General features: G+C 66.2%; 17 protein-coding genes. 9 read left to right on the top strand and 8 right to left on the bottom strand.

The features are described 5' to 3' along the window. The first annotated feature begins 132 nt into the window (after window positions 1-132). A complete protein-coding gene (locus OVY29_RS01435; RefSeq protein WP_313910685.1) occupies window positions 133-1,800 on the top strand; it encodes an MFS transporter in 1,668 nt (555 codons plus the stop codon). 206 nt (window positions 1,801-2,006) lie between these two features. Beyond that, window positions 2,007-3,047, top strand: a complete 1,041-nt coding sequence (locus OVY29_RS01440; protein WP_052182194.1) for an alpha/beta fold hydrolase — start codon at window positions 2,007-2,009, stop codon at window positions 3,045-3,047. On the opposite strand, the gene OVY29_RS01445 is transcribed toward OVY29_RS01440, so the two are convergent. The 7 genes from OVY29_RS01445 to OVY29_RS01475 form a co-directional block, all read right to left on the bottom strand. Then, on the bottom strand, window positions 3,001-3,753 hold the full coding sequence (locus OVY29_RS01445; RefSeq protein ID WP_037555100.1) for an alpha/beta fold hydrolase: 753 nt from the start codon (window positions 3,751-3,753) through the stop codon (window positions 3,001-3,003). The two genes, OVY29_RS01440 and OVY29_RS01445, sit on opposite strands and share 47 nt — an antisense overlap. Before the next feature lie 46 nt (window positions 3,754-3,799). Continuing rightward, window positions 3,800-4,039 carry a hypothetical protein gene (locus OVY29_RS01450; RefSeq protein ID WP_037555101.1) on the bottom strand — a complete coding sequence of 80 codons (240 nt, stop codon included), beginning with the start codon at window positions 4,037-4,039 and terminating at the stop codon, window positions 3,800-3,802. 161 nt (window positions 4,040-4,200) lie between these two features. After that, entirely contained in the window at window positions 4,201-4,872 is a 672-nt protein-coding gene (locus OVY29_RS01455) for a spermidine synthase (protein WP_037555103.1), read from the bottom strand. Between the two features lie 6 nt (window positions 4,873-4,878). Beyond that, window positions 4,879-6,129 (bottom strand): N-succinylarginine dihydrolase, encoded by a 1,251-nt coding sequence (locus OVY29_RS01460; RefSeq protein ID WP_037555104.1) that lies wholly within the window; start codon window positions 6,127-6,129, stop codon window positions 4,879-4,881. Between the two features lie 2 nt (window positions 6,130-6,131). Beyond that, complete coding sequence (locus tag OVY29_RS01465; RefSeq protein WP_037555106.1) at window positions 6,132-7,133, bottom strand: arginine N-succinyltransferase; 1,002 nt, start codon at window positions 7,131-7,133, stop codon at window positions 6,132-6,134. Next, window positions 7,130-8,341 (bottom strand): hydrolase, encoded by a 1,212-nt coding sequence (locus tag OVY29_RS01470; protein WP_037555108.1) that lies wholly within the window; start codon window positions 8,339-8,341, stop codon window positions 7,130-7,132. Before OVY29_RS01470 ends, OVY29_RS01465 begins: the two co-directional genes overlap by 4 nt. A gap of 47 nt (window positions 8,342-8,388) precedes the next feature. Next, window positions 8,389-9,600: a hypothetical protein gene (locus tag OVY29_RS01475; RefSeq protein WP_152567605.1), complete on the bottom strand. Its 1,212-nt coding sequence runs from the start codon at window positions 9,598-9,600 to the stop codon at window positions 8,389-8,391. A gap of 235 nt (window positions 9,601-9,835) precedes the next feature. Between OVY29_RS01475 and OVY29_RS01480 the strand changes: the two genes are divergently transcribed. Next, window positions 9,836-10,978 (top strand): GGDEF domain-containing protein, encoded by a 1,143-nt coding sequence (locus OVY29_RS01480; protein ID WP_235211495.1) that lies wholly within the window; start codon window positions 9,836-9,838, stop codon window positions 10,976-10,978. Window positions 10,979-10,980: 2 nt separating this feature from the next. Here OVY29_RS01480 and OVY29_RS01485 read toward each other — a convergent pair whose 3' ends face one another. Beyond that, a complete protein-coding gene (locus tag OVY29_RS01485) occupies window positions 10,981-11,280 on the bottom strand; it encodes a hypothetical protein (protein WP_037555111.1) in 300 nt (99 codons plus the stop codon). A gap of 168 nt (window positions 11,281-11,448) precedes the next feature. Here OVY29_RS01485 and OVY29_RS01490 point away from each other — a divergent pair, with 168 nt between their 5' ends. The 6 genes from OVY29_RS01490 to OVY29_RS01515 all read left to right on the top strand — a co-directional run bounded on the left by OVY29_RS01490 (window position 11,449) and on the right by OVY29_RS01515 (window position 18,920). Continuing rightward, window positions 11,449-13,542, top strand: coding sequence for a malate synthase G (locus OVY29_RS01490; RefSeq protein WP_037555112.1), 2,094 nt, complete (start codon window positions 11,449-11,451; stop codon window positions 13,540-13,542). A 254-nt stretch (window positions 13,543-13,796) separates the two neighbouring features. After that, on the top strand, window positions 13,797-14,699 hold the full coding sequence (dmeF, locus tag OVY29_RS01495; protein WP_037555113.1) for a CDF family Co(II)/Ni(II) efflux transporter DmeF: 903 nt from the start codon (window positions 13,797-13,799) through the stop codon (window positions 14,697-14,699). A gap of 70 nt (window positions 14,700-14,769) precedes the next feature. Beyond that, window positions 14,770-15,264 (top strand): hypothetical protein, encoded by a 495-nt coding sequence (locus OVY29_RS01500; protein ID WP_052182195.1) that lies wholly within the window; start codon window positions 14,770-14,772, stop codon window positions 15,262-15,264. A gap of 43 nt (window positions 15,265-15,307) precedes the next feature. Next, window positions 15,308-15,931: a DJ-1/PfpI family protein gene (locus OVY29_RS01505; protein WP_037555114.1), complete on the top strand. Its 624-nt coding sequence runs from the start codon at window positions 15,308-15,310 to the stop codon at window positions 15,929-15,931. 92 nt (window positions 15,932-16,023) lie between these two features. Further along, window positions 16,024-18,039: a GMC family oxidoreductase N-terminal domain-containing protein gene (locus OVY29_RS01510; RefSeq protein WP_037555115.1), complete on the top strand. Its 2,016-nt coding sequence runs from the start codon at window positions 16,024-16,026 to the stop codon at window positions 18,037-18,039. Between the two features lie 152 nt (window positions 18,040-18,191). Next, window positions 18,192-18,920 carry a rhodanese-related sulfurtransferase gene (locus OVY29_RS01515; RefSeq protein ID WP_081933062.1) on the top strand — a complete coding sequence of 243 codons (729 nt, stop codon included), beginning with the start codon at window positions 18,192-18,194 and terminating at the stop codon, window positions 18,918-18,920.

Below are 18,920 nucleotides of genomic sequence, written 5' to 3' on the forward strand. Positions count from 1 at the left end.
TTTCCGTTCGTGCTGAGCTTGTCGAAGCACCGCTCTTTCCTCTAGCATTGCGCAAAAGGAAGAACGGCCCCTCGACGGGCTCAGGGCGAGCGGATGTTGGGATGAACCACTTCCGAAAAAAGGGAGTGGCAAATGACGGACGGCGCGGGCGTAGCGACAACAGCACTCGGCACCCGCCAAAGCGAGCGCAAGGTCATCCTCGCGTCATCGCTCGGCACGGTGTTCGAATGGTATGATTTCTATCTCTACGGCCTGCTCGCGACGATTATTTCGGCGCAATTCTTCTCGGGCGTCAACGAAACCACCGGCTTCATCTTCGCGCTCGCGGCTTTCGCCGCGGGCTTCGCGGTAAGGCCGTTCGGCGCGCTCGTCTTCGGGCGCATCGGCGATCTCGTCGGGCGCAAGAACACCTTTCTCGTCACCATGGGGCTGATGGGCGCCTCGACCTTCCTCGTCGGCGTGCTGCCCAGCTATGCGTCGATCGGCGTCGCGGCGCCGATCCTGCTCGTGCTGCTCCGCCTCATCCAGGGACTCGCGCTTGGCGGCGAATATGGCGGCGCCGCGACCTATGTCGCCGAACATGCCCCCGACGGCAAACGCGGCCTGTTCACCAGCTTTATCCAGACCACCGCAACGCTCGGCCTGTTCGCGGCGCTCGGCGTCGTCATCGCGATCCGCACGGCGATGGGCGAGGCGGCGTTCGCCGACTGGGGCTGGCGCATCCCCTTCCTGATCTCGATCGTCCTGCTCGGCGTTTCGCTCTGGATCCGCCTCCAGCTCGAGGAAAGCCCGGTCTTCAAGCAGATGAAGGAGGAGGGGACGACGTCGAAAGCGCCGCTGACCGAGGCGTTCGGGCGCTGGGAAAATCTCAAATGGGTGCTCGTCGCGCTCTTCGGGGCGGTCGCGGGGCAGGCGGTCGTCTGGTATTCGGGGCAATTCTACGCGCTCTTCTTCCTCGAAAAGACGCTGAAGGTCGACGGTGCGACCGCGAACATATTGATCGCCATCGCGCTCGCGCTCGGCACGCCCTTTTTCATCTTCTTCGGCTGGCTCAGCGACAAGGTCGGGCGCAAGCCCATCATCCTCGCAGGCTGCGCGCTCGCCGCGCTCACCTATTTTCCCGCCTTTCAGATGCTGACCGAAGCCGCCAATCCGGGGCTCGCGGCCGCGCAGGCCAAGGCGCCGGTGACGGTGATCGCCAACCCCGCCGCCTGCTCGTTCCAGTTCGATCCCATCGGCAAGAACAAGTTCGATCGAACCGCGTGCGACGTCGCGAAATCGCATCTGGCCAAGGCCGGCGTGCCCTATGTTTCGCAAGACGCGGGGAGCGACTGGGCGACGGTCACCATCGGGCAAGAAGTGATCACGATCGCCAATCCGCAAGGGGGTCTCGGTCCCGGCATGAACGCCGCCGGCATTCCCGCCCGGCTTGCCGAGATGGACGCGGCGCTCGCCGCCGCCGGCTATCCCGCCAAGGCCGACCCCGCCGTGATCGACAGGCCGCTCGTCGTCGCGATCCTCTTTTACCTCGTGCTGCTCGTGACGATGGTCTACGGCCCGATTGCCGCCTTGCTCGTCGAGCTGTTCCCCAGCCGCATTCGCTATACCGCGATGTCGCTGCCCTATCATATCGGCAACGGCTGGTTCGGCGGCTTCCTGCCGACGACGGCGTTCGCGATGGTCGCGGCGACGGGCAACATCTACTACGGGCTCTGGTATCCGGTGGTCGTGGCGATGATCACCTTGGTGATCGGCCTGTTGTTCCTGCCCGAGACCTTCCGGCGTAAAATTCACGAATAGGCCAAATTGCTCCTCCCTGTCGCGCAGCGATGGGGAGGTGGCAGCCCGAAGGGCTGACGGAGGGGTTTTGACGTCACCGTCGCGGCCCCTCCACCACTCGCTTCGCGAGCGGTCCCTCTCCCCATCGCTGCGCGAGGGGAGGAGCTTCACATTGACGGAGCAGCTCGGCGCGCTAGGGTCGCTTCACGCCTTGAGGGGGGCGCGTGATGGTTGCTGACGATATGGATTTCGACGAGCCGCAGCCGCGGCGGCGTCCCTTGTTCCGGCGCAAGCGGGTGCTGATCCCGCTCGGCGTCCTGCTCGCGATCGTCGCCGGTTTCCTGCTGCTGTTGACCCCCGACACCGATCGCGACGCGATGATCGCCAAATATGGCGGCCCGGACGCGGCCTTTGTCGCGGGGCCGGCCGGCCAGCGTATCCATTACCGCGATCAGGGCCGCGCCGACGGCCCGCCGATCATCCTGATCCACGGCGCCAACGCCAGCCTCCATACGTGGGAGCCGCTGGTGAAGCGGCTCGGCGCCACCTGGCGCATCGTCACGCTCGACCTGCCCGGGCACGGACTGACCGGCGCGACCCCCGACACCGATTATTCGGCCGAGGGAATGATGAACGCCGTCGACGTCGTCGCGGCGAAGCTCGGCCTCGATCATTTCATTCTCGGCGGCAATTCGATGGGCGGCTGGGTCGCGTGGCGCTATGCGCTCGCGCAGCCCGCGCGCGTCGATGCGCTGCTGCTGATCGACGCCTCCGGCATGCCGTTGCGGCCGGGGGAGAAACGGCCCGAATCGAACGTCGGCTTCCGCGTCCTCGAATATCCGTTCGGCCGCTGGCTGGCGACGCGGGTGACGCCGCGGATGCTCGTCGAACAGTCGCTGCGCGGCTCGGTCGAGAAAGAGGACATCGTCGATGACGCGATGATCGACCGCTATTGGGAGCTGCTCCTCTTCCCCGGCAATCGCGAAGCCACGGTGCTGCGTGCGCGGATGGATCGCGAGCCCGAGTTTGCGGCGCGGGTCGGCGAAATCGCGGCGCCGACCCTGATCCTGTTCGGCGACAAGGATCGGGTGATCAATCCGAGCGCGGCCAAGACGTTCAACGAACGGATAAAGGGGTCGGAGGTCGTGATCCTGCCGGGCATCGGTCATTTGCCGATGGAGGAAGCGCCCGATGCGACCGCCGCTGCCATTTCCGGCTTTCTCAAGCGGCGGCTTGCGCCCGCTCCGGCTGGTCCAGAAACGCGCTGATCCGTACCGAAATCGTCGCCGCGTGGGTGAAGGGGAAGAGGTGCGATCCCGGCACCACCTCCAGCTCCGCGCCGTCGATCAACTCGGCGATCGCCTGGCCGTGGCACGCGGGAACGACGCCGTCGCGCTCGCCCATCAGGACCAGTACGGGCGTGCCTTTGAGGTGCGGCAGCATCGCGGCGCTCGTCCACCCCGCCATTGCCATCGACTGATAGGCGAGGCCGAGCGGGGTCGCGGTCGGCAGCTTGAGGCCGCTCGCCAGCATATCGTCGTCGAGCAAAGCCCCCCAGCCGATCCCCGGCGCGCCCACCGTCGGGGTCGTCGCCATCAGCACCAGCCGGCGCATGCGCCCGGGAAACTGGATCGCGACCTGCTGCGCCAGCGCGCCGCCCCAGCTGAACCCCGCGACGTCGATCACCTTGTGACCGAGCCGGTCGGCAATCTCCATCACCACCGCCGCGATCGTGGGGGCGGCATAGGGCAGCAGCGCGTCGGGCGAGCCGCCGACGCCGGGCATGTCGAGCGTCCACACTTCACGGCCGTCGATCTGCGCGAGCAAAGGCGCAGCGGCGGCGATGTCGGCGCCGATGCCGTTGAGGAACAACAGCGGTGTACTGGGCGCGCCTTCGCGCCAGCGCGCGACGCGCAGGCTCAGGCCGTAAACATGCTCGGTGCTGATGGTGGGCCGCCCGCTGATCCTGCTCATGGGCCGTGCCTTGGCATATCCTGATGACCGGCGAAAGTCCGGTGCGCTAGCCCGCCCGCCTCGCGGCCTCCGCCGCCTGCTCGTAGCGCAGACAGTCGAAAATCTTCGCGCCGGCAAGGAATACTGACCCCGTGCAGGCCAACAGCAACAATTTGCCGCCGTAACCGGGATATTCGTGCAGATAGGCCGCGCCGCGCGCCATCGCGCCGACGGCGAGCGCATAGATGATCAGGCACGCCTCGAGGCGGGTCTTGATGACGAACAGGCGTCCGATCTTTTTCAGCATCGCCCTATCCCAAGCAAGCGCCGTGCCACCGGCGCAAATCGGGGATTCGACGCGCCGGTCTTATGGTAAATTGTAAGTTAATCCGACAGGTGACGGAAGGGCCGGGAGCTTGCACATAGCGCGAAACCGGCCCGACCTGCCGCGTCCGGCCAGTAACGGATCTATCCCGCCCGCGCGAACCAGATCACGTGCCGCGCGCCCTTGCCGCCCGCTCGCGCCCGAACGCCGACCTCCTCGACCCGAAACCCTGCCGCCATCAGCCGCCGCGTAAAGCGCGCGTCGGGGGCGGCCGACCAGATCGCGAGCACCCCGCCCGGCCGCAGCGCCGCTTTCGCCGATGCGAGCCCCGCCGCCGAGTAAATCCCGTCGTTCGCCGCGCGCACCAGCCCGTCGGGGCCATTGTCGACGTCGAGAAGGATCGCATCATAGCGGCTTCGCCCGCCCGCAATGGCCGCTGCGACGTCGCCGACGACCAGCTCGACGCGCGGATCGTCGAGGCAGCCCGCCGCAAGCTCCACCATCGGCCCGCGCGCCCAGTCGATGATTTGGGGGACGAGTTCGGCGACGGTGACTTTCGCGTCCGGGCCCAGCGCCGCCAGCGCGGCGCGCAGCGTGAACCCCATGCCATAACCGCCGATCAGCAATTGCGCCGCGTCGGGCCCGCGCAGCCGGTCGCAGCTCATCACCGCGAGCGCCTCTTCGGAGCCGCTCATTCGGCTGTTCATCAATTCATTGCCGCCGATCGCGATGATGAAATCGTCTCCGCGCCGGTACAGGCGGAGTTCGTCTCCGCCCGGAATCTGAGCGGTGTCGATCAGTTCGCGTATCTTCAAGGAAGATCAGTCCAGTTCGCTGAGGCCAAGCTCGGCGAGCAGGGCGCTCCGTGCCTTGCGTACGTCGCTCGCCAACGCAGCCGAGCCAAGGTCGCCAGGCGCGATCGCCTCGGGCCAGAGTTTCGCCACCACGGCGGCGATGCTATCGAGTTTCGCCTCGTCGGCGATGAAGCGCGGATCGACGGTGGCGGGATCGGCGACGACGCGCAGACGCAGGCAGGCGGGGCCGCCGCCGTTCGCCATCGACTGGCGGACATCGACGGGCAGCAGGCGGCGGATCGGGCCGTTGCCCGCGATCATAGCTTCCAGCCAGTTCCACACCGCCGGCGTGCCCTGCGCCTCGGTCGGCAGCACCAGTCCCATGCCGCCGCCATCGGGCAGGCTGACGAGCTGCGCGTTGAACAGATAGGATTTGATCGCATCGGGCAGGCTCACCGCGCTGGCCGGCACCTCGACGATCTCGACCGCGGGGAAGGCCGCGCGGATTTCGGCGTGCGCCGCCTCGCGGTCCTCGAACGCGGTTTCGTGCGTGAACAGCACATGCTCGTTGGCGACCGCGACGACGTCATTGTGAAAGGCGCCGCCCTGGATCGCGCTGTCCGACTGGCGGATGAACAATGTGCGCGCCGGGTCGAGGCGGTGCGTCCGCGCGATCGCCTTCGACGCGTCGAGATGCTGGCGCGCGGGGAAGCGGCCGCCACCGACGCCATAAACAAAGATTTCGACGCCTTGCCCGTCGTGCCCGCTGCAGAGCCGCATATGGTTCGCCGCGCCCTCGTCGCCGAACGGCGCGGGGACTGGGGCGTGTACCTGAAACGCCGGATCGGCGAACGCAAGGCGAAGCTGCGCGAGCGTGCCCGGCCATTCGTGGCTGCGGTGCGGCATGGTGACGAGGTTCGCGACGGTCAGATGGCATTTGCCGTCGGCGCTGTCGGGCGCGGGCGAGACCGTCGCGGCATTCGCCGCCCACATCGACGAGGCCGACCAGGCCTGCGCGCGCAAATGGCTTTCGGCCTCCTCCAGCGTCGTGCCGAGCGCCGCAAGCCAGGGCGCATCGGGACGATCGAGCGGGACGAGAAAACCTTGCGGCAGCCCGAGCGCCAGATTGTGGCGCATCTTCTCGATGCCCTGCAGCGCCGCGGCGCGCGGCTGCGACACGTCGCCGGCATGGCTCGCCGACGCGATATTGCCGCGGCTGAGCCCCGCATAATTGTGGCTGGGGCCGATAATCCCGTCGAAATTGATTTCGGTGAGCATGGTTACCGCCCGATCCAGCTGATTTCGTCGCCCTTGCCGACGCCCAAAATGCGCGCCGCCTCCGCGTCGACCGTGCCGTCGGCGCCGACCTTTCCGAAACAGCAGCGGAAATCGCCGAGCCGCCCGGTCGCGATCAGCGCGTCCTCGCCGCTTTCGGCGATGCCCGTCACCTCGACATGTTTCGCATCGCGCACGCTCGCGACCTGATCGGTGCGTGCTGTCATCGTCGGGCCGCCATCGAAGATGTCGACGTAATTTTCGAACGCGAAACCTTCATTTTCCAGCATCCGCATCGCGGCGCGGCCGGTCGGGTGCGGGACGCCGATCACGCTGCGTGCATGTTCGTTCAGCATCGCGATATAGACGGGATGCTTGGGCATCAGGTCGGCGATGAACTGATTGCCGTGGACGGCGTTGAACTGGTCGGCTTCCTGGAAATTCATCCCGAAGAATTTGCCCGCGACCCCGTCCCAGAAGGGCGATCCGCCCGCCTCGTCGATCACCCCGCGCAGCTCGGCGAGGATACGGTCACCAAAGCGCGCACGGTGCCGCGCGATGAACAGATAGCGCGAGCGTGCGAGCAGCAGCCCGAGCCCGCCGGCGCGCGCCGCGGGATGCAGGAAAAGTCCGCCGACTTCGCTCGCACCGTTGAGGTCGTTGCTCAGCATCAGCACCTGTGCATGAAAGGTGCGGCCCAGCTGCTCGCTATGCTTGCTGTCGGTGCCGATGCGATAGGAATAAAAGGGCCAGCGCTGGCCGACCTGCCCGAAAATCTGGCAGGTGCCGCGCACTTCGCCGCTGTCCAGATCCTCGAGCACCATCAGGTAAAGCTCGTCGGCGGGATATTCCTTTTCCGATGCGAAACTCGCTTCGGCGCGCTCGAGCTTGGCGCGGAGCGCCTTCTTGTCGGGGGGCAGGTTGGTGAAGCCGCCACCGGTCAGCTTCGCCATCTCGTAAATGCTTTGCAGGTCGCCCGGTTTGGCCGCCCGGATCACATAATTCACACTACCCCCCGTTCCGCTATTCTCAACATGGTCAGCGCCGACAGCCGCGCCCGTTCGGCGAGGCTGTCGACGATCAGAAATTCGTCCGAGCTATGAATCGCGCCGCCTCGCGGTCCCATCGTGTCGACCACCGGAATCCCGCACGCGGCGATATTGTTGCCGTCGCACACGCCGCCGGTCGCGTTCCAGCCGATCGCCGGCAGGCCGAGCGCCGTCCCGCAGTCGCGCACCAGCTCGAACAGCCGCGTCGCGGCGGGGTCGAGCGGCTTCGGCGGCCGGTTGAAACCGCCATGGACATGGCAATGCACGTCATGTTCGCGCGACACCGCCGCGACGGCATCGCGCATCGCGGCTTCGGCCGCCGCCATCGCTTGCGGAGTTGTTGGGCGCATGTTGACGCGCAGGATCGCCTGATCGGGCACGATATTGTTCGGCCCGCCGCCGTCGATCTTCGCCGGATTGACCTTCAGCGCATCGGATTTGAGCGCGCCGAGCCGCAGCGCGAGGTCGGCGGCGGCGAGCAAGGCGTTGCGCCCCTCCTGCGGGTTGCGCCCCGCGTGCGCGGCGCGGCCGTGGACGATTACCGAGAAATTGCCGCTCCCCGGTCGCGCGCCCGCGAGCGTGCCGTCGGGGAGGGCGGGTTCATAGGTCAGCGCCGCGGTCTTGCCCTTCGCGAGCTCGGCGATCAGCCGCGCCGACGCCTGGCTTCCCGTTTCCTCGTCGCTGTTGATCATCACGTCATAGCCGACGCGCTCGGCGAGCGGCGAGGCTTCGAGTCCCGCGAGCGCGGCAAGGATCACCGAAATGCCCGCTTTCATGTCCGCGGTCCCGGGGCCGTTGAGCACGCCGGGCTCGAGCCATTTCAGCGTCTGGAACGGATGGTCGGCGGCAAAGACCGTGTCCATATGGCCGGTCAGCAGCAGCTGCACGGGCGCGTCGGGCCGCACGCTAAGGTGCAGATGGTCGCCGCGCTGGATGATGTTGACGGTGCCGGCGCTATCGACGCTCTCGACCGGATCGGCGGCGACGAGCCGGACCTCGCCCGGTAACGCGGAAAAGGCATCGGCCAACTGGCCCGCGACGCTCTTCAGCCCCGCAAGATTGCCCGTGCCGCTGTTGATCGCGGCCCATCGCTCGACCTGCGCGAGCATGGGCGCGTCGGCGGCGCTTTCGAGCGCGGGGGCCTCGGCGGTCGTGACGGAGTTCATGCGCCGGCTATAGACGTGCCTGCCGCCCTTTTGCCACCCCCGACGCGCTATGGGGTCTTTGCAGCAGTAGCGACGGGTTCGAGGAGCGGTGTATAACCGCGAAGCTGCAACGCCTTGCGCGGCGAAAGCGTCGCGGCGAGCGTGCCCAGCACTTGCTGCGCCCGCACATCCTTGCCCTCAGCGAACAGGGTGCGGGCGAGTTCGACCCGCGCCCGCTGGCGCACGTCCAGATTGCCGAAGGGGTCGAAAAAGGAATCGATGCGGCTCTTATCCTTGACGCCGGTCCAACCGAAAGGCTTGGCGCTGGCCGCATCCTCGGCAATCGTCGTATAGCTCCGTGCGGCTTCTGCGAGCGATATCTTGCCCGTCAATATGCCGTATCGCGTCTGGAACAGCCGCGCTTCGGGCGAGGGCGCCTCGCCCGCGAAATCGGCGAGAATGCGCTCGACCCATCCCCAGTTCACGACGCCCGTGGTCGCCTGCATTCCGAGTAGGTTGAAGGCGAGGATCGCACCGCGATGGTCCGCTGTCGTCGCCGCGCGCACGGCAGCGTCGCCGGGGCGGCCGAGGCTCGCGGCGGGCACGAGTTCGATCGCGGGATCGTGCTTCAGGATCGCCTCGATGTCGGGCTTGTGGAAATATCCGACGACCACCAGCACGGTTTCGCCTTTCCGCTTATGCGCGATCGCGCGGACGCGCTGCGCCTGCATGAAGGTGCGATAGAGATAGAGGCGGCGCGGCAGGTCGCGGTCGGCACGCGGCGCGGGCTCGGTTGCCCATTTCTGCAACGGCGCGAGCGTCGCGGGGTCATCGGCCGAAAAGAAATCCCAACCGAGTATCTTGCGGTCGGGGAAGGTCAGGAAGCCCTGAAATCCCTGCGCCTTCCGCACTTCGAGCGGCGTATCGAGATCGAGGCCGAAGCCGAGCAGTTGGTCGTGGGCCGGCGGCATCCAGTCGATCGGGCACAGCTCGGTCGCATTCTTCGCGGCCCAAGGCAGGATGATGCCCTGGATTTCATAAGTGAATTCGTAATAGTCCTGCCGCGACGCCTGTTCGGGCGGGCGTTCGATACACACCGCCGCGGGCTTTACGAGATCGAGCCAGGCCGCGAGCATCCCCGGTTGATCCTTTTCGGCGACGAGCTGGGCGGCGTGCTCGACGCCGAGGATCGCGACGCGCGTTCTGACTTCTTGGGCATGGACAAGGGACGGAATGACGGCGACCAGGAGAGCAAACCACGGAAAGGCACGTCGCAGCACGGTAGATATCCTCGGCTAAGGAAATGGATGCTCGCATAGCATGGGTGGCGGCGGGGGCAACGCGGGAACCCGCGATACGGTAAAGTCGCTGCGGCGGGCCCGCCAATCGGCTAACACGCGCGCGAATCAGCCCGAATCGCAATATATTAACCGAAAGTTGGGGACAGTCCGGCTAGGCTGACGGACCGATGATGAGTGGGGGGCGATGACTTCTGCCTTTATATTCGGCATTAGCATGTCCGTGGCGGCCATTTTTGCCGTCGCGTTTGCCGTGGTCGCCGCGACCAACCGCACCGCGCGCGGCGCGCGGTGGCTCGCGCTGGGCTACGGCATGGGGATCATTTATGTCGGCCTCGAATTTCTGCTGACGCAGCAGGCCGATCCGACCGGCGTCGGCATCGGCATTTTCCTCGTCTTCATGCTCGCGCTCAGCTTCGCGCTGGTCGGCGTTGCGCATCATTATCGCGTGCCACTGCCCTTGCCTGCGATGGCGGTAATATGGGGCCTCACGATCCTCGCCGTGCCCGCGATCTTCAGCCTGACCTATGGCTCGACGCTGCGGCTCACCCTCTATCAGCTTCCCTATTTCGCGATGCAGTCGCTGCTCGGGCTGGTGATCTGGCGCTCGGGCCGCCGCCAGGCGCTCGACCTGCTGCTGATTGCGCTGCAGGCGGTCGCGGCGATCATCTATGTCGCCAAGCCCTTCATCGCGGCGACGGTCGGAACGGCGAGTTCGCCGCAGGACTATATGGCGACGACCTATGCCGCCATCTCGCAGACTGGCAGCGTCGTTACCCTCATGGCAATCGCGCTTGTCATGCTGCTCGTGATCATGCGCGACACGACGGCGGAAATGGTCGCGCGTTCGGAAACCGATCCGCTGTCGAGCGTGCTCAACCGGCGCGGTTTCGAACATCATGCCGAAATGGCGTTTTTGCGCGGTGGGGCGGCGGTGCTGATCACCGCCGATCTCGACGATTTCAAGAAGATCAACGACAGTTTCGGCCATGCGGCGGGCGACGGCGTGATCGCGCATTTCGCGGCGATGCTGGCCGGTGCCGCGCCTGCCAATGCGATCGTGGGCCGCATCGGCGGCGAGGAGTTCGCGGTCCTGCTTCCCGACGCCTTGCTGTCCGATGGACGGCTTTATGCCGAAACCGTGCGCGCCGCGTTTGCATCGGCGCGCTTGCCGGTGCTCGGGGTCGATCGCGGCTTCACGGCGTCGTTCGGCGTCGCCCAGCGAACGTCGGACCGTTCGCTGTTCGAACTGGCGCGCCGCGCCGACGCCGCGCTCTATCGGGCCAAGGCCGCGGGACGGAACCAGGTTCGCGTCGCGCTCGGTGAAATGCCGCCTGTGCCGGCAGTAGGCGTCGCCTGACGTCAGACGCCGAGCAGCGGCGTGTCTTCCTCGCGCGGGGGTGCCGCTTCGAAACCGGGCAGGGGCTCGAAACCCTCTTCGCTGAGCTCGATCGACGCGAGGCCGCCGAGCTTGAAATGTCCCAGCCGCGGCTCTTCGTCCGACCGCCAGCTCTTATTGAGATTCAGCGCGCTGATGAACAGGTCGCCGCGGCGTTCGAACAGCAAATGCGGCGCCAGTGTAAGCGTCTGGCCGTTATACTGCGCCGTCACCAGCTTCTTGCGGGCGATGGCTTCCATCAATTTCAGTCGTGTGTCGTCCATGGATCCGGTCATCAGGGGAGGGTGTTTTTTCGTTGTGCGTTGCAACGTAACCTACGCGGCTCCCATTGAAAAGCGCCCATTGCCAATCGAATCCAATCGCGGCATAGGGCGCTGGCCCTTTCCTCCCCGGGTCCACTGGCGCAGCCGCGCCGACCAGAGGGTATTTGCATGACCGAATTTCTCGATCGCTCCGGCCTGTCCGTCGATTCGCGACTGGCCGATTTCATCGAACGGCGCGCGTTGCCGGGGACCGGGCTCGACGCCGCCAAATTCTGGAGCGATTTCGCCGGGCTGCTCAGCAAGTTCGCACCCGAAAATGCCGCGCTGCTGGCGAAGCGCGAGGATCTGCAGGCGCAGATCGATGCGTGGCACGAAGCGCGCGCTGGACAAGCGCACGATGCCGCCGCCTATCAGGCTTTCCTGCGCGAGATCGGCTATCTCGTCCCCGAACCCGCGCCGTTCAGCGTCGGCACAAAAAATGTCGATCCCGAAATCGCGACGATGGCGGGGCCGCAGCTCGTCGTGCCCGCGCTCAATGCGCGCTTCGCGCTCAACGCCGCCAATGCGCGCTGGGGCAGCCTTTACGACGCGCTTTACGGCACCGACGCACTCGACGCGCCGCCCGCGAAGCCCGGCGGCTATGATGCGGAGCGCGGCGCGGCGGTGATCGCGCGGGCGAAGGCATTCCTCGACGAAGCGGTGCCGCTCGCGTCGGGGAGCTGGGCCGACTGGCAGGGCGGGCAGCTCGCGCTCGCCGACCCGGCGCAATGGGCCGGCAGCAAGCCCGGCGGCATTTTGCTGAAGCATAACGGCCTTCACATCGAACTGGTGATCGACCCCGACAGCGCGATCGGCAAGACCGACCCCGCGGGCATCGCCGACGTCCTGATCGAGGCCGCCCTGACGACGATCATCGACCTTGAGGACAGCGTCGCCGCGGTCGACGGCGAGGATAAGGTTCTCGGCTATGCAAACTGGCTCGGCTTGATGCGCGGCGATCTCGTCGAAAGTTTCGACAAGGGCGGCAAGACGGTCACGCGCGCGATGGAAGCCGACCGCGAATGGACTTCGCCGTCGGGTGAGGCGTTCACGCTCCACGGCCGCAGCGTGATGTTCGTGCGCAACGTCGGTCATCTGATGACGACGCCGATGATCAAGCTGCCGAACGGCGCCGAAGCGCCCGAAGGGCTCTGCGACGCGGTGATCACCAGCCTCTGCTCGCTGCACGACCTCAAGGGCCTCGGCACGCTCAGGAACAGCCGCGCGGGCAGCATCTATATCGTCAAGCCCAAGCAGCACGGGCCCGAGGAATGCGGCTTCACCGACAGGCTGTTCGACGCGGTCGAGGACATGCTCGGCCTTGCGCGCCACACGATCAAGGTCGGCGTGATGGACGAGGAGCGCCGCACCAGCGCGAACCTTGCCGCGTGCATCGAAGCGGTGAAGAACCGCATCGTCTTCATCAACACCGGCTTCCTCGACCGCACCGGCGACGAGATCCACACCTCGATGCGCGCGGGACCGATGATCCCGAAGGGCGAGATGAAGGCATCGGACTGGATCGCGAGCTACGAGGATCGCAACGTCCGTATAGGCCTTGCCTGCGGCCTGTCGGGCAAGGCGCAGATCGGCAAGGGCATGTGGGCGATGCCCGACCTGATGCGCGGCATGCTCGACGCCAAGATCGGCCATCCGAAGTCGGGCGCGAACACCGCTTGGGTGCCGTCGCCGACCGCGGCGACCTTGCACGCGCTGCATTATCATCAGGTCGACGTCTTCGCGCGCCAGAAGGAAATTGCGGGCGAGGCGGTGCCGTCGCTCGACCGGCTGCTCGCGATTCCCGTCGCCACCGGCCGCAACTGGAGCGAAACCGAAATTGCGCGAGAGCTCGACAATAATTGCCAGGGCATCCTCGGTTATGTCGTGCGCTGGATCGACCAGGGCGTCGGCTGCTCGAAGGTCCCCGACATCGACGACGTCGGATTGATGGAAGACCGCGCGACGCTGCGCATTTCGAGCCAGGCGCTCGCCAACTGGCTGCTCCACGGTGTCTGCACCGAGGCGCAGGTCGACGCGGCGCTGGCGCGCATGGCGGCCAAGGTCGATGCGCAGAACGCGGGCGATCCGCTCTATGAAAAACTGTCGCCCGACGGCATCGCTTATCGCGCCGCGCGCGCGCTGATCTTCGAAGGCGTGGCGCAGCCGTCGGGCTATACCGAGCCGCTGCTGCACAAATACCGGCAGATGAAAAAGGCGGGTTGAAAGAGCTGCGGCCGCTTACGGCCGATAGCTGCGATTGATCCTCCCTGCGGCGAAGCCGTGGGGAGGGGGACCGCCGCGGAGCGGTGGTGGAGGGGCCGCATCGGCCGCGTCATAGCCCCTCCGTCAGCGCTTCGCGCTGCCACCTCCCCATCAATGCGCGACAGGGAGGAGCTTACGGCCGGTCTTCACCCCAAAGCCATCTCCACACCCACGCCCCTTGTCGAATAAGCCGCGATGCGAAATAGATAGGCGGCATGTCCGAATCCCCGTCCACCCAGCATCTGCATGACTTCCTCGGCGCCTCGCACGACGAGAATGCGAAGCGCACCCTGTGGGTCGTCGCGCTGACCGCGGTGATGATGGTTGCGGAGATCGCGGCGGGTTACTGGACCGGGTCGATGGCGCTGCTCGCCGACGGCTTCCATATGGCGACCCACGCCGGCGCGCTCGGCCTCGCCGCGCTCGCCTATCGCTATGCCAAGAAGCATCGCCACGATCCGCGCTACAGCTTCGGTACCGGAAAGGTCGGCGACCTCACCGGTTTTGCTTCGGCGCTGATCCTTGGCATTTTCGCGATCGGCATCGCGGTCGAATCCTTCCTGCGGCTGATCGATCCGGTTCGCGTCGATTTCGCGAGCGCGACGCTCGTCGCGGTGCTCGGCCTTCTGGTCAATGTCGTCAGCGCGCTGCTATTGATGGGCGGACATCATCATCATGGGCACGGACATGACCATGATCACGCCCACCACCACGGTCACGACAATAACCTTCGTTCGGCCTATTTCCACGTCCTCGCCGACGCGCTGACCTCGCTGCTCGCGATCGGCGCGCTGCTCGCGGGGCGCTATCTCGGACTCCACTGGATGGACCCCGCGATGGGTATCGTCGGGGCGCTGGTGATCGCGCGCTGGTCGTGGGGACTGATGCGCGACACCTCCGCGATCCTGCTCGACACGAATGACGATGAGGCGGCGGCGGCGATCCGCTCGCGCGTCGAGGCGGCGGGGGCGGTCGTCACCGACCTCCACGTCTGGCGCGTCGGGCCAGAGGCGCGCGCGGCGATCGTCGAAGTGAAGGGCGACGTGTCGTGCGAGGAGCTGCGCGACCGGCTGACGGACATCGTGGCGGTCGCGCATCTGACGATCGCGCTGCGCTGACCCGTCGATAGCGGTTGCGCCGCGGCGCGATTTGATTAGAACATAGAGGGAACATTCTGGAGTCCCGCCTATGTCCGCTGCCGTCGATCGCGCCTATCGCCACCATCCGAAAGCAGCGCGCTATCATTCGTGCGTCGAGGCCGGCGGCGCCGCGCTGAAACTCTATCATCTGACCGCCCCCGACGCGCCGGTGCCGGACGATGTCAAGACGCTGGCGGCGCAGTGGTTCGCGGAGCAGGCGCCCGCGACGCTGACCGAAAATGATTGCGGCTTCGTCATCCTCCACCGCTGCGGCGCCGATTTCTATTTCCTGCTCGTGTCGGTGTGGCGCGGCTCGAACGAGCTGTGGGAAGCGGTCTGGTACCGGCATGGAGACATGCCCGCCTTCGTGCCCTTCGACGCGGCCTATCCGCCGCAGCCGGGCGTGGTGCGCCCGACCTTCTGTGTCTGGGAGCTCGGCATCGTCGCGCACGAAAGCGCGGCGTGGGCCCGCTATCTCGGTTCGCCGCGCGACGATGCCGCGCGGTCGCGCTGGGTTGATGACATCTTCGAAGGCGCGGTGTAGGCGCGAGCCCCTTTGGTCCTTCATCTTTCGCAGGAGTTTTTACGTGCAGATCGCGGTGCTGACCTTCGACGGCTTCAACGAACTTGATTCGTTCGTCGCCGCCGCCATCCTCAACCGCCTGCGCGGACAGGGCTGGGAGGCGCATATCACCGCGCCGACGCCGCAGGTCACCTCGATGAACGGCGTGACGATCGAGCGGCAGCAACCGCTCGACTTCGCGGCAAAGGCCGATGCGGTGATCATCGGCAGCGGCATCCGGACGCGCGAGATCGCGGCCGATCCGCTGATGCTCGGCCGCATCCGGCTCGACCCCGCACGCCAGCTTGTCGGCGCGCAATGTTCGGGAACGCTGCTGCTCGCGCGGCTCGGGCTGATCGGCAATCTCCCCGCCTGCACCGATCTCACCACCAAACCTTGGGTGATCGAGGCGGGGGTGGAGGTGCTCGATACGCCCTTCGTCGCGCACGGCAATGTCGCGACGGCGGGCGGCTGCCTCGCGTCGCAATATCTTGGCGCGTGGATCATCGCGCGCCTCGCCGGGACGGCGGCGGCCGAAGAAGCGCTCCACTATGTCGCGCCGGTCGGCGAAAAGGCCGATTATGTGAGCCGCGCGATGGCGGCGGTGCGGCCGTTCCTGCCGGTCGAGACCCTCGCGCGCAGCGCTTAGGGTCGGCTCTGATTGGCGATCCCATACAATACAGCTTGCTCCACCCCCCTATAAGGCGGCATTTTGCGGCATTGGGCAATGGGGGCAGGGCGATGACGGCACCGTTCAATTTCGGGCAGCTCAAATTTCTGAAGGCGCTGACCGAGGCGCTGTTCCACGAGGCCGAGATGGTGATTTCGGCCGACCAGGTCGTCGCCAATGTCTGCGATCTGTTCGAAAAGGTTGGTGGCACCAAGCTCGATGAAATCCGGCTGTCGCTGACCGCGACCGAGCTAGTGCTCGGCGGGCCCTTTTTCACCGAGAATGATATCGCGGACCGCGTGGAACGGCTGACCGATCGCCTCAAGAACAGCCAGATCGATCTGTTTCAGGATATGGCGCGGCTGCGCGGCATCATCTACGCCTGCTATTACGGCCATTGGCAGCCGGGGCTGGAACCCGGCGATCAGGGTGCCAATGCCGCCAATCCGGTGCATCGGCAGATCGGCTTCACGCTTCCCGCCTTTCGCCAGCGCGGCGCCTTCGAGGTCCCGCTCGACCCCGTCCACGGCCGCGAAATCGACCCAGCGCACATATTGGATGCTGGCAGCGTCGAAGATGAATATGACGTCGTCGTCATCGGCTCGGGCGCGGGGGGCGGGGTCGCCGCGCGCAATATCGCGGCGCAGGGTTACAAGGTGCTGATCGTCGAGGCGGGGCCCTTCTATCCCAGCCACGCGATCACCCATCACGAACTCGACATGATCGCGCGGCTCTACAAACATGGCGCGCTGCAAACCTCGACCAACCGCGATTTCGTCGTGTTCCAGGGCCGCTGCGTTGGCGGGTCGTCGACGATCAACAACGGGATTTGCCTGCGCGTCAACGAAGCGGGGCGGACGCATCCCGACGCGCAGGATGTGCTCGCCAAATGGGCGAGCATCGGCGCCCCGATCGACGCCGCCGCCTTTCACGCCAGCTATGACGCGGTGCAGGCGCGGCTCGGCATCGCGCCGATCGAACCGCGCAGCGGGCGTCACAACGGCCCACATCTGATCGAGGGGTGGCGCGCTTATGCCGCGACGTCGAACAACCCGCGCGATCAACGTGCCGTTACCGACTGGTTCGCCAAGAATTTCGGCCCGCCGAATACGGCCAGTGCCTGCGCTTATTGCGGCTATTGCAATTCGGGCTGCGCCTACGGCCGCCGCATGGGGATCGCGCAGACATATCTGCCCGAGGCGTGCCGCGATTTCGGGGCGCGGATACTCCCCGATACCAAGGTCGACCGGATCGTTTGGCAGACCGCCTACGACGGCCGGCGCGAGGCCGAGGCGGTGAAGCTGGTCCTGCCCGACGGGTCAAAGACGCTCGTCCGCGCGCGCGTCGGCGTCGTGGTCGCGGCGGGGACGATCGCCTCGTCGAAGCTGCTCGACCGTAGCGACATCGACCGCACCGGCTATCAGGTCTCGCTCAACGTCGCTTCGCCGGTCGTCGCGCTGATGCCCGATGGCGTCGGCGGCGCCGCGTGGGACGAGGATCAGATGTCGAGCTATGTCGATTGCGGCGACTATCTGCTCGAAAGCCATTTTCAGCCGCCGATGTCGATGGCGTCGCTGATGCCCGGCTGGTTCGGCGATCACGCGAACCGCATGAAGAATTTCGGCCGCGTCCATTCGGCGGGCATCTTGTTCCCGGCCGACCGGCGCGGGCGGGTGAAGGACGGCAAGCTCGAATTCCGGCTCGACACCAGCGACGACCTGCCGGTGCTGCGCGACGCGATGGCGACGCTGACCAAGGTCCATTTCGCCGCCGGCGCGCTCGAATGCTATCCCGCGCTGGCGAAGGGGCAGAAGGTGACGCCCGACATGGATGTCGATGCCTTCTTCCGCGATGCGATCCGCGAACAGGACGATGTGACGCTGTCGAGCAGCCATCCGCACGGCGGCAATGCGATCAACGAGGATCCGCAACATGGCGTCGTCGACCTCGATTGCCGCGTCCACGAAACGACCAATGTGCTCGTCACCGACGCCAGCGTCTTTCCGAGCTGCATCCGCGTCAACGCGCAATGGACGACGATGGCGATGGCGCAATATGCGACCGGGCGGGGCGATCCGTTCGGGTAAGGCCAATCTTCATATCGTCATCCCGGCGAAGGCCGGGATCTCAACCTCCCGTCATGACGATCCGGCGAGATCCCGGCCTTCGCCGGGATGACGGAATGAAGGGAAACGGCCCTTCGACAAGCTCAGGGCGAACGGCTATGGGGGCGGGCGCCATGACCTACACCGTCGCCGCCCTCTACCGCTTCGCCTCGTTCGACGATCCCGCGGCATTGCGTCAGCCCTTGCTCGACCTGTGCATGGACGAAGGCATCAAGGGAACGCTGCTCCTCGCGCGCGAAGGCATCAACGGCACCATCGCGGGAACCGTCGATGGCATCGCCGCCGTCATCGACCATATCCGTGCGCTTCCCGATTGCGCCGGGCTCGACGTCAAATATTCGGCCGCCGCCAACATGCCGTTTCAGCGGATGAAGGTGCGGCTGAAGAAGGAAATCGTCACGCTCAAGGTTCCCGGGCTCGACCCGGCGCGCGAAGCCGCGCCTTATGTCGACCCCGCCGACTGGAACGCGCTCGTCGACGATCCCGATACGGTGCTCATCGACACGCGCAACGCGTTCGAGGTCGGCTATGGCAGCTTCGCGGGCGCGGTCGATCCCGGCACGCAAAGCTTCGGCGACTTCCCCCGCTGGTGGCGCGCCAACGCCGATAAATTCGCGGGCAAGCGCGTCGCGATGTTCTGCACCGGCGGCATTCGCTGCGAAAAATCGACCGCTTTCCTGCGCCACGAAGGCGTCGAGGACGTCGTCCACTTGAAGGGCGGCATCCTCGCCTATCTCGAACAGGTGCCCGAGGGCGACAGCCGCTGGCACGGCAGCTGCTTCGTTTTCGACGAGCGGGTGAGCGTCGGGCACGGACTGGTCGAGGTAGGCGAGAAGAATTGA

It is taken from the genome of Sphingopyxis sp. SE2 (genome assembly GCF_032227185.1).
In the GTDB taxonomy this organism is placed as follows: Bacteria; Pseudomonadota; Alphaproteobacteria; order Sphingomonadales; family Sphingomonadaceae; genus Sphingopyxis.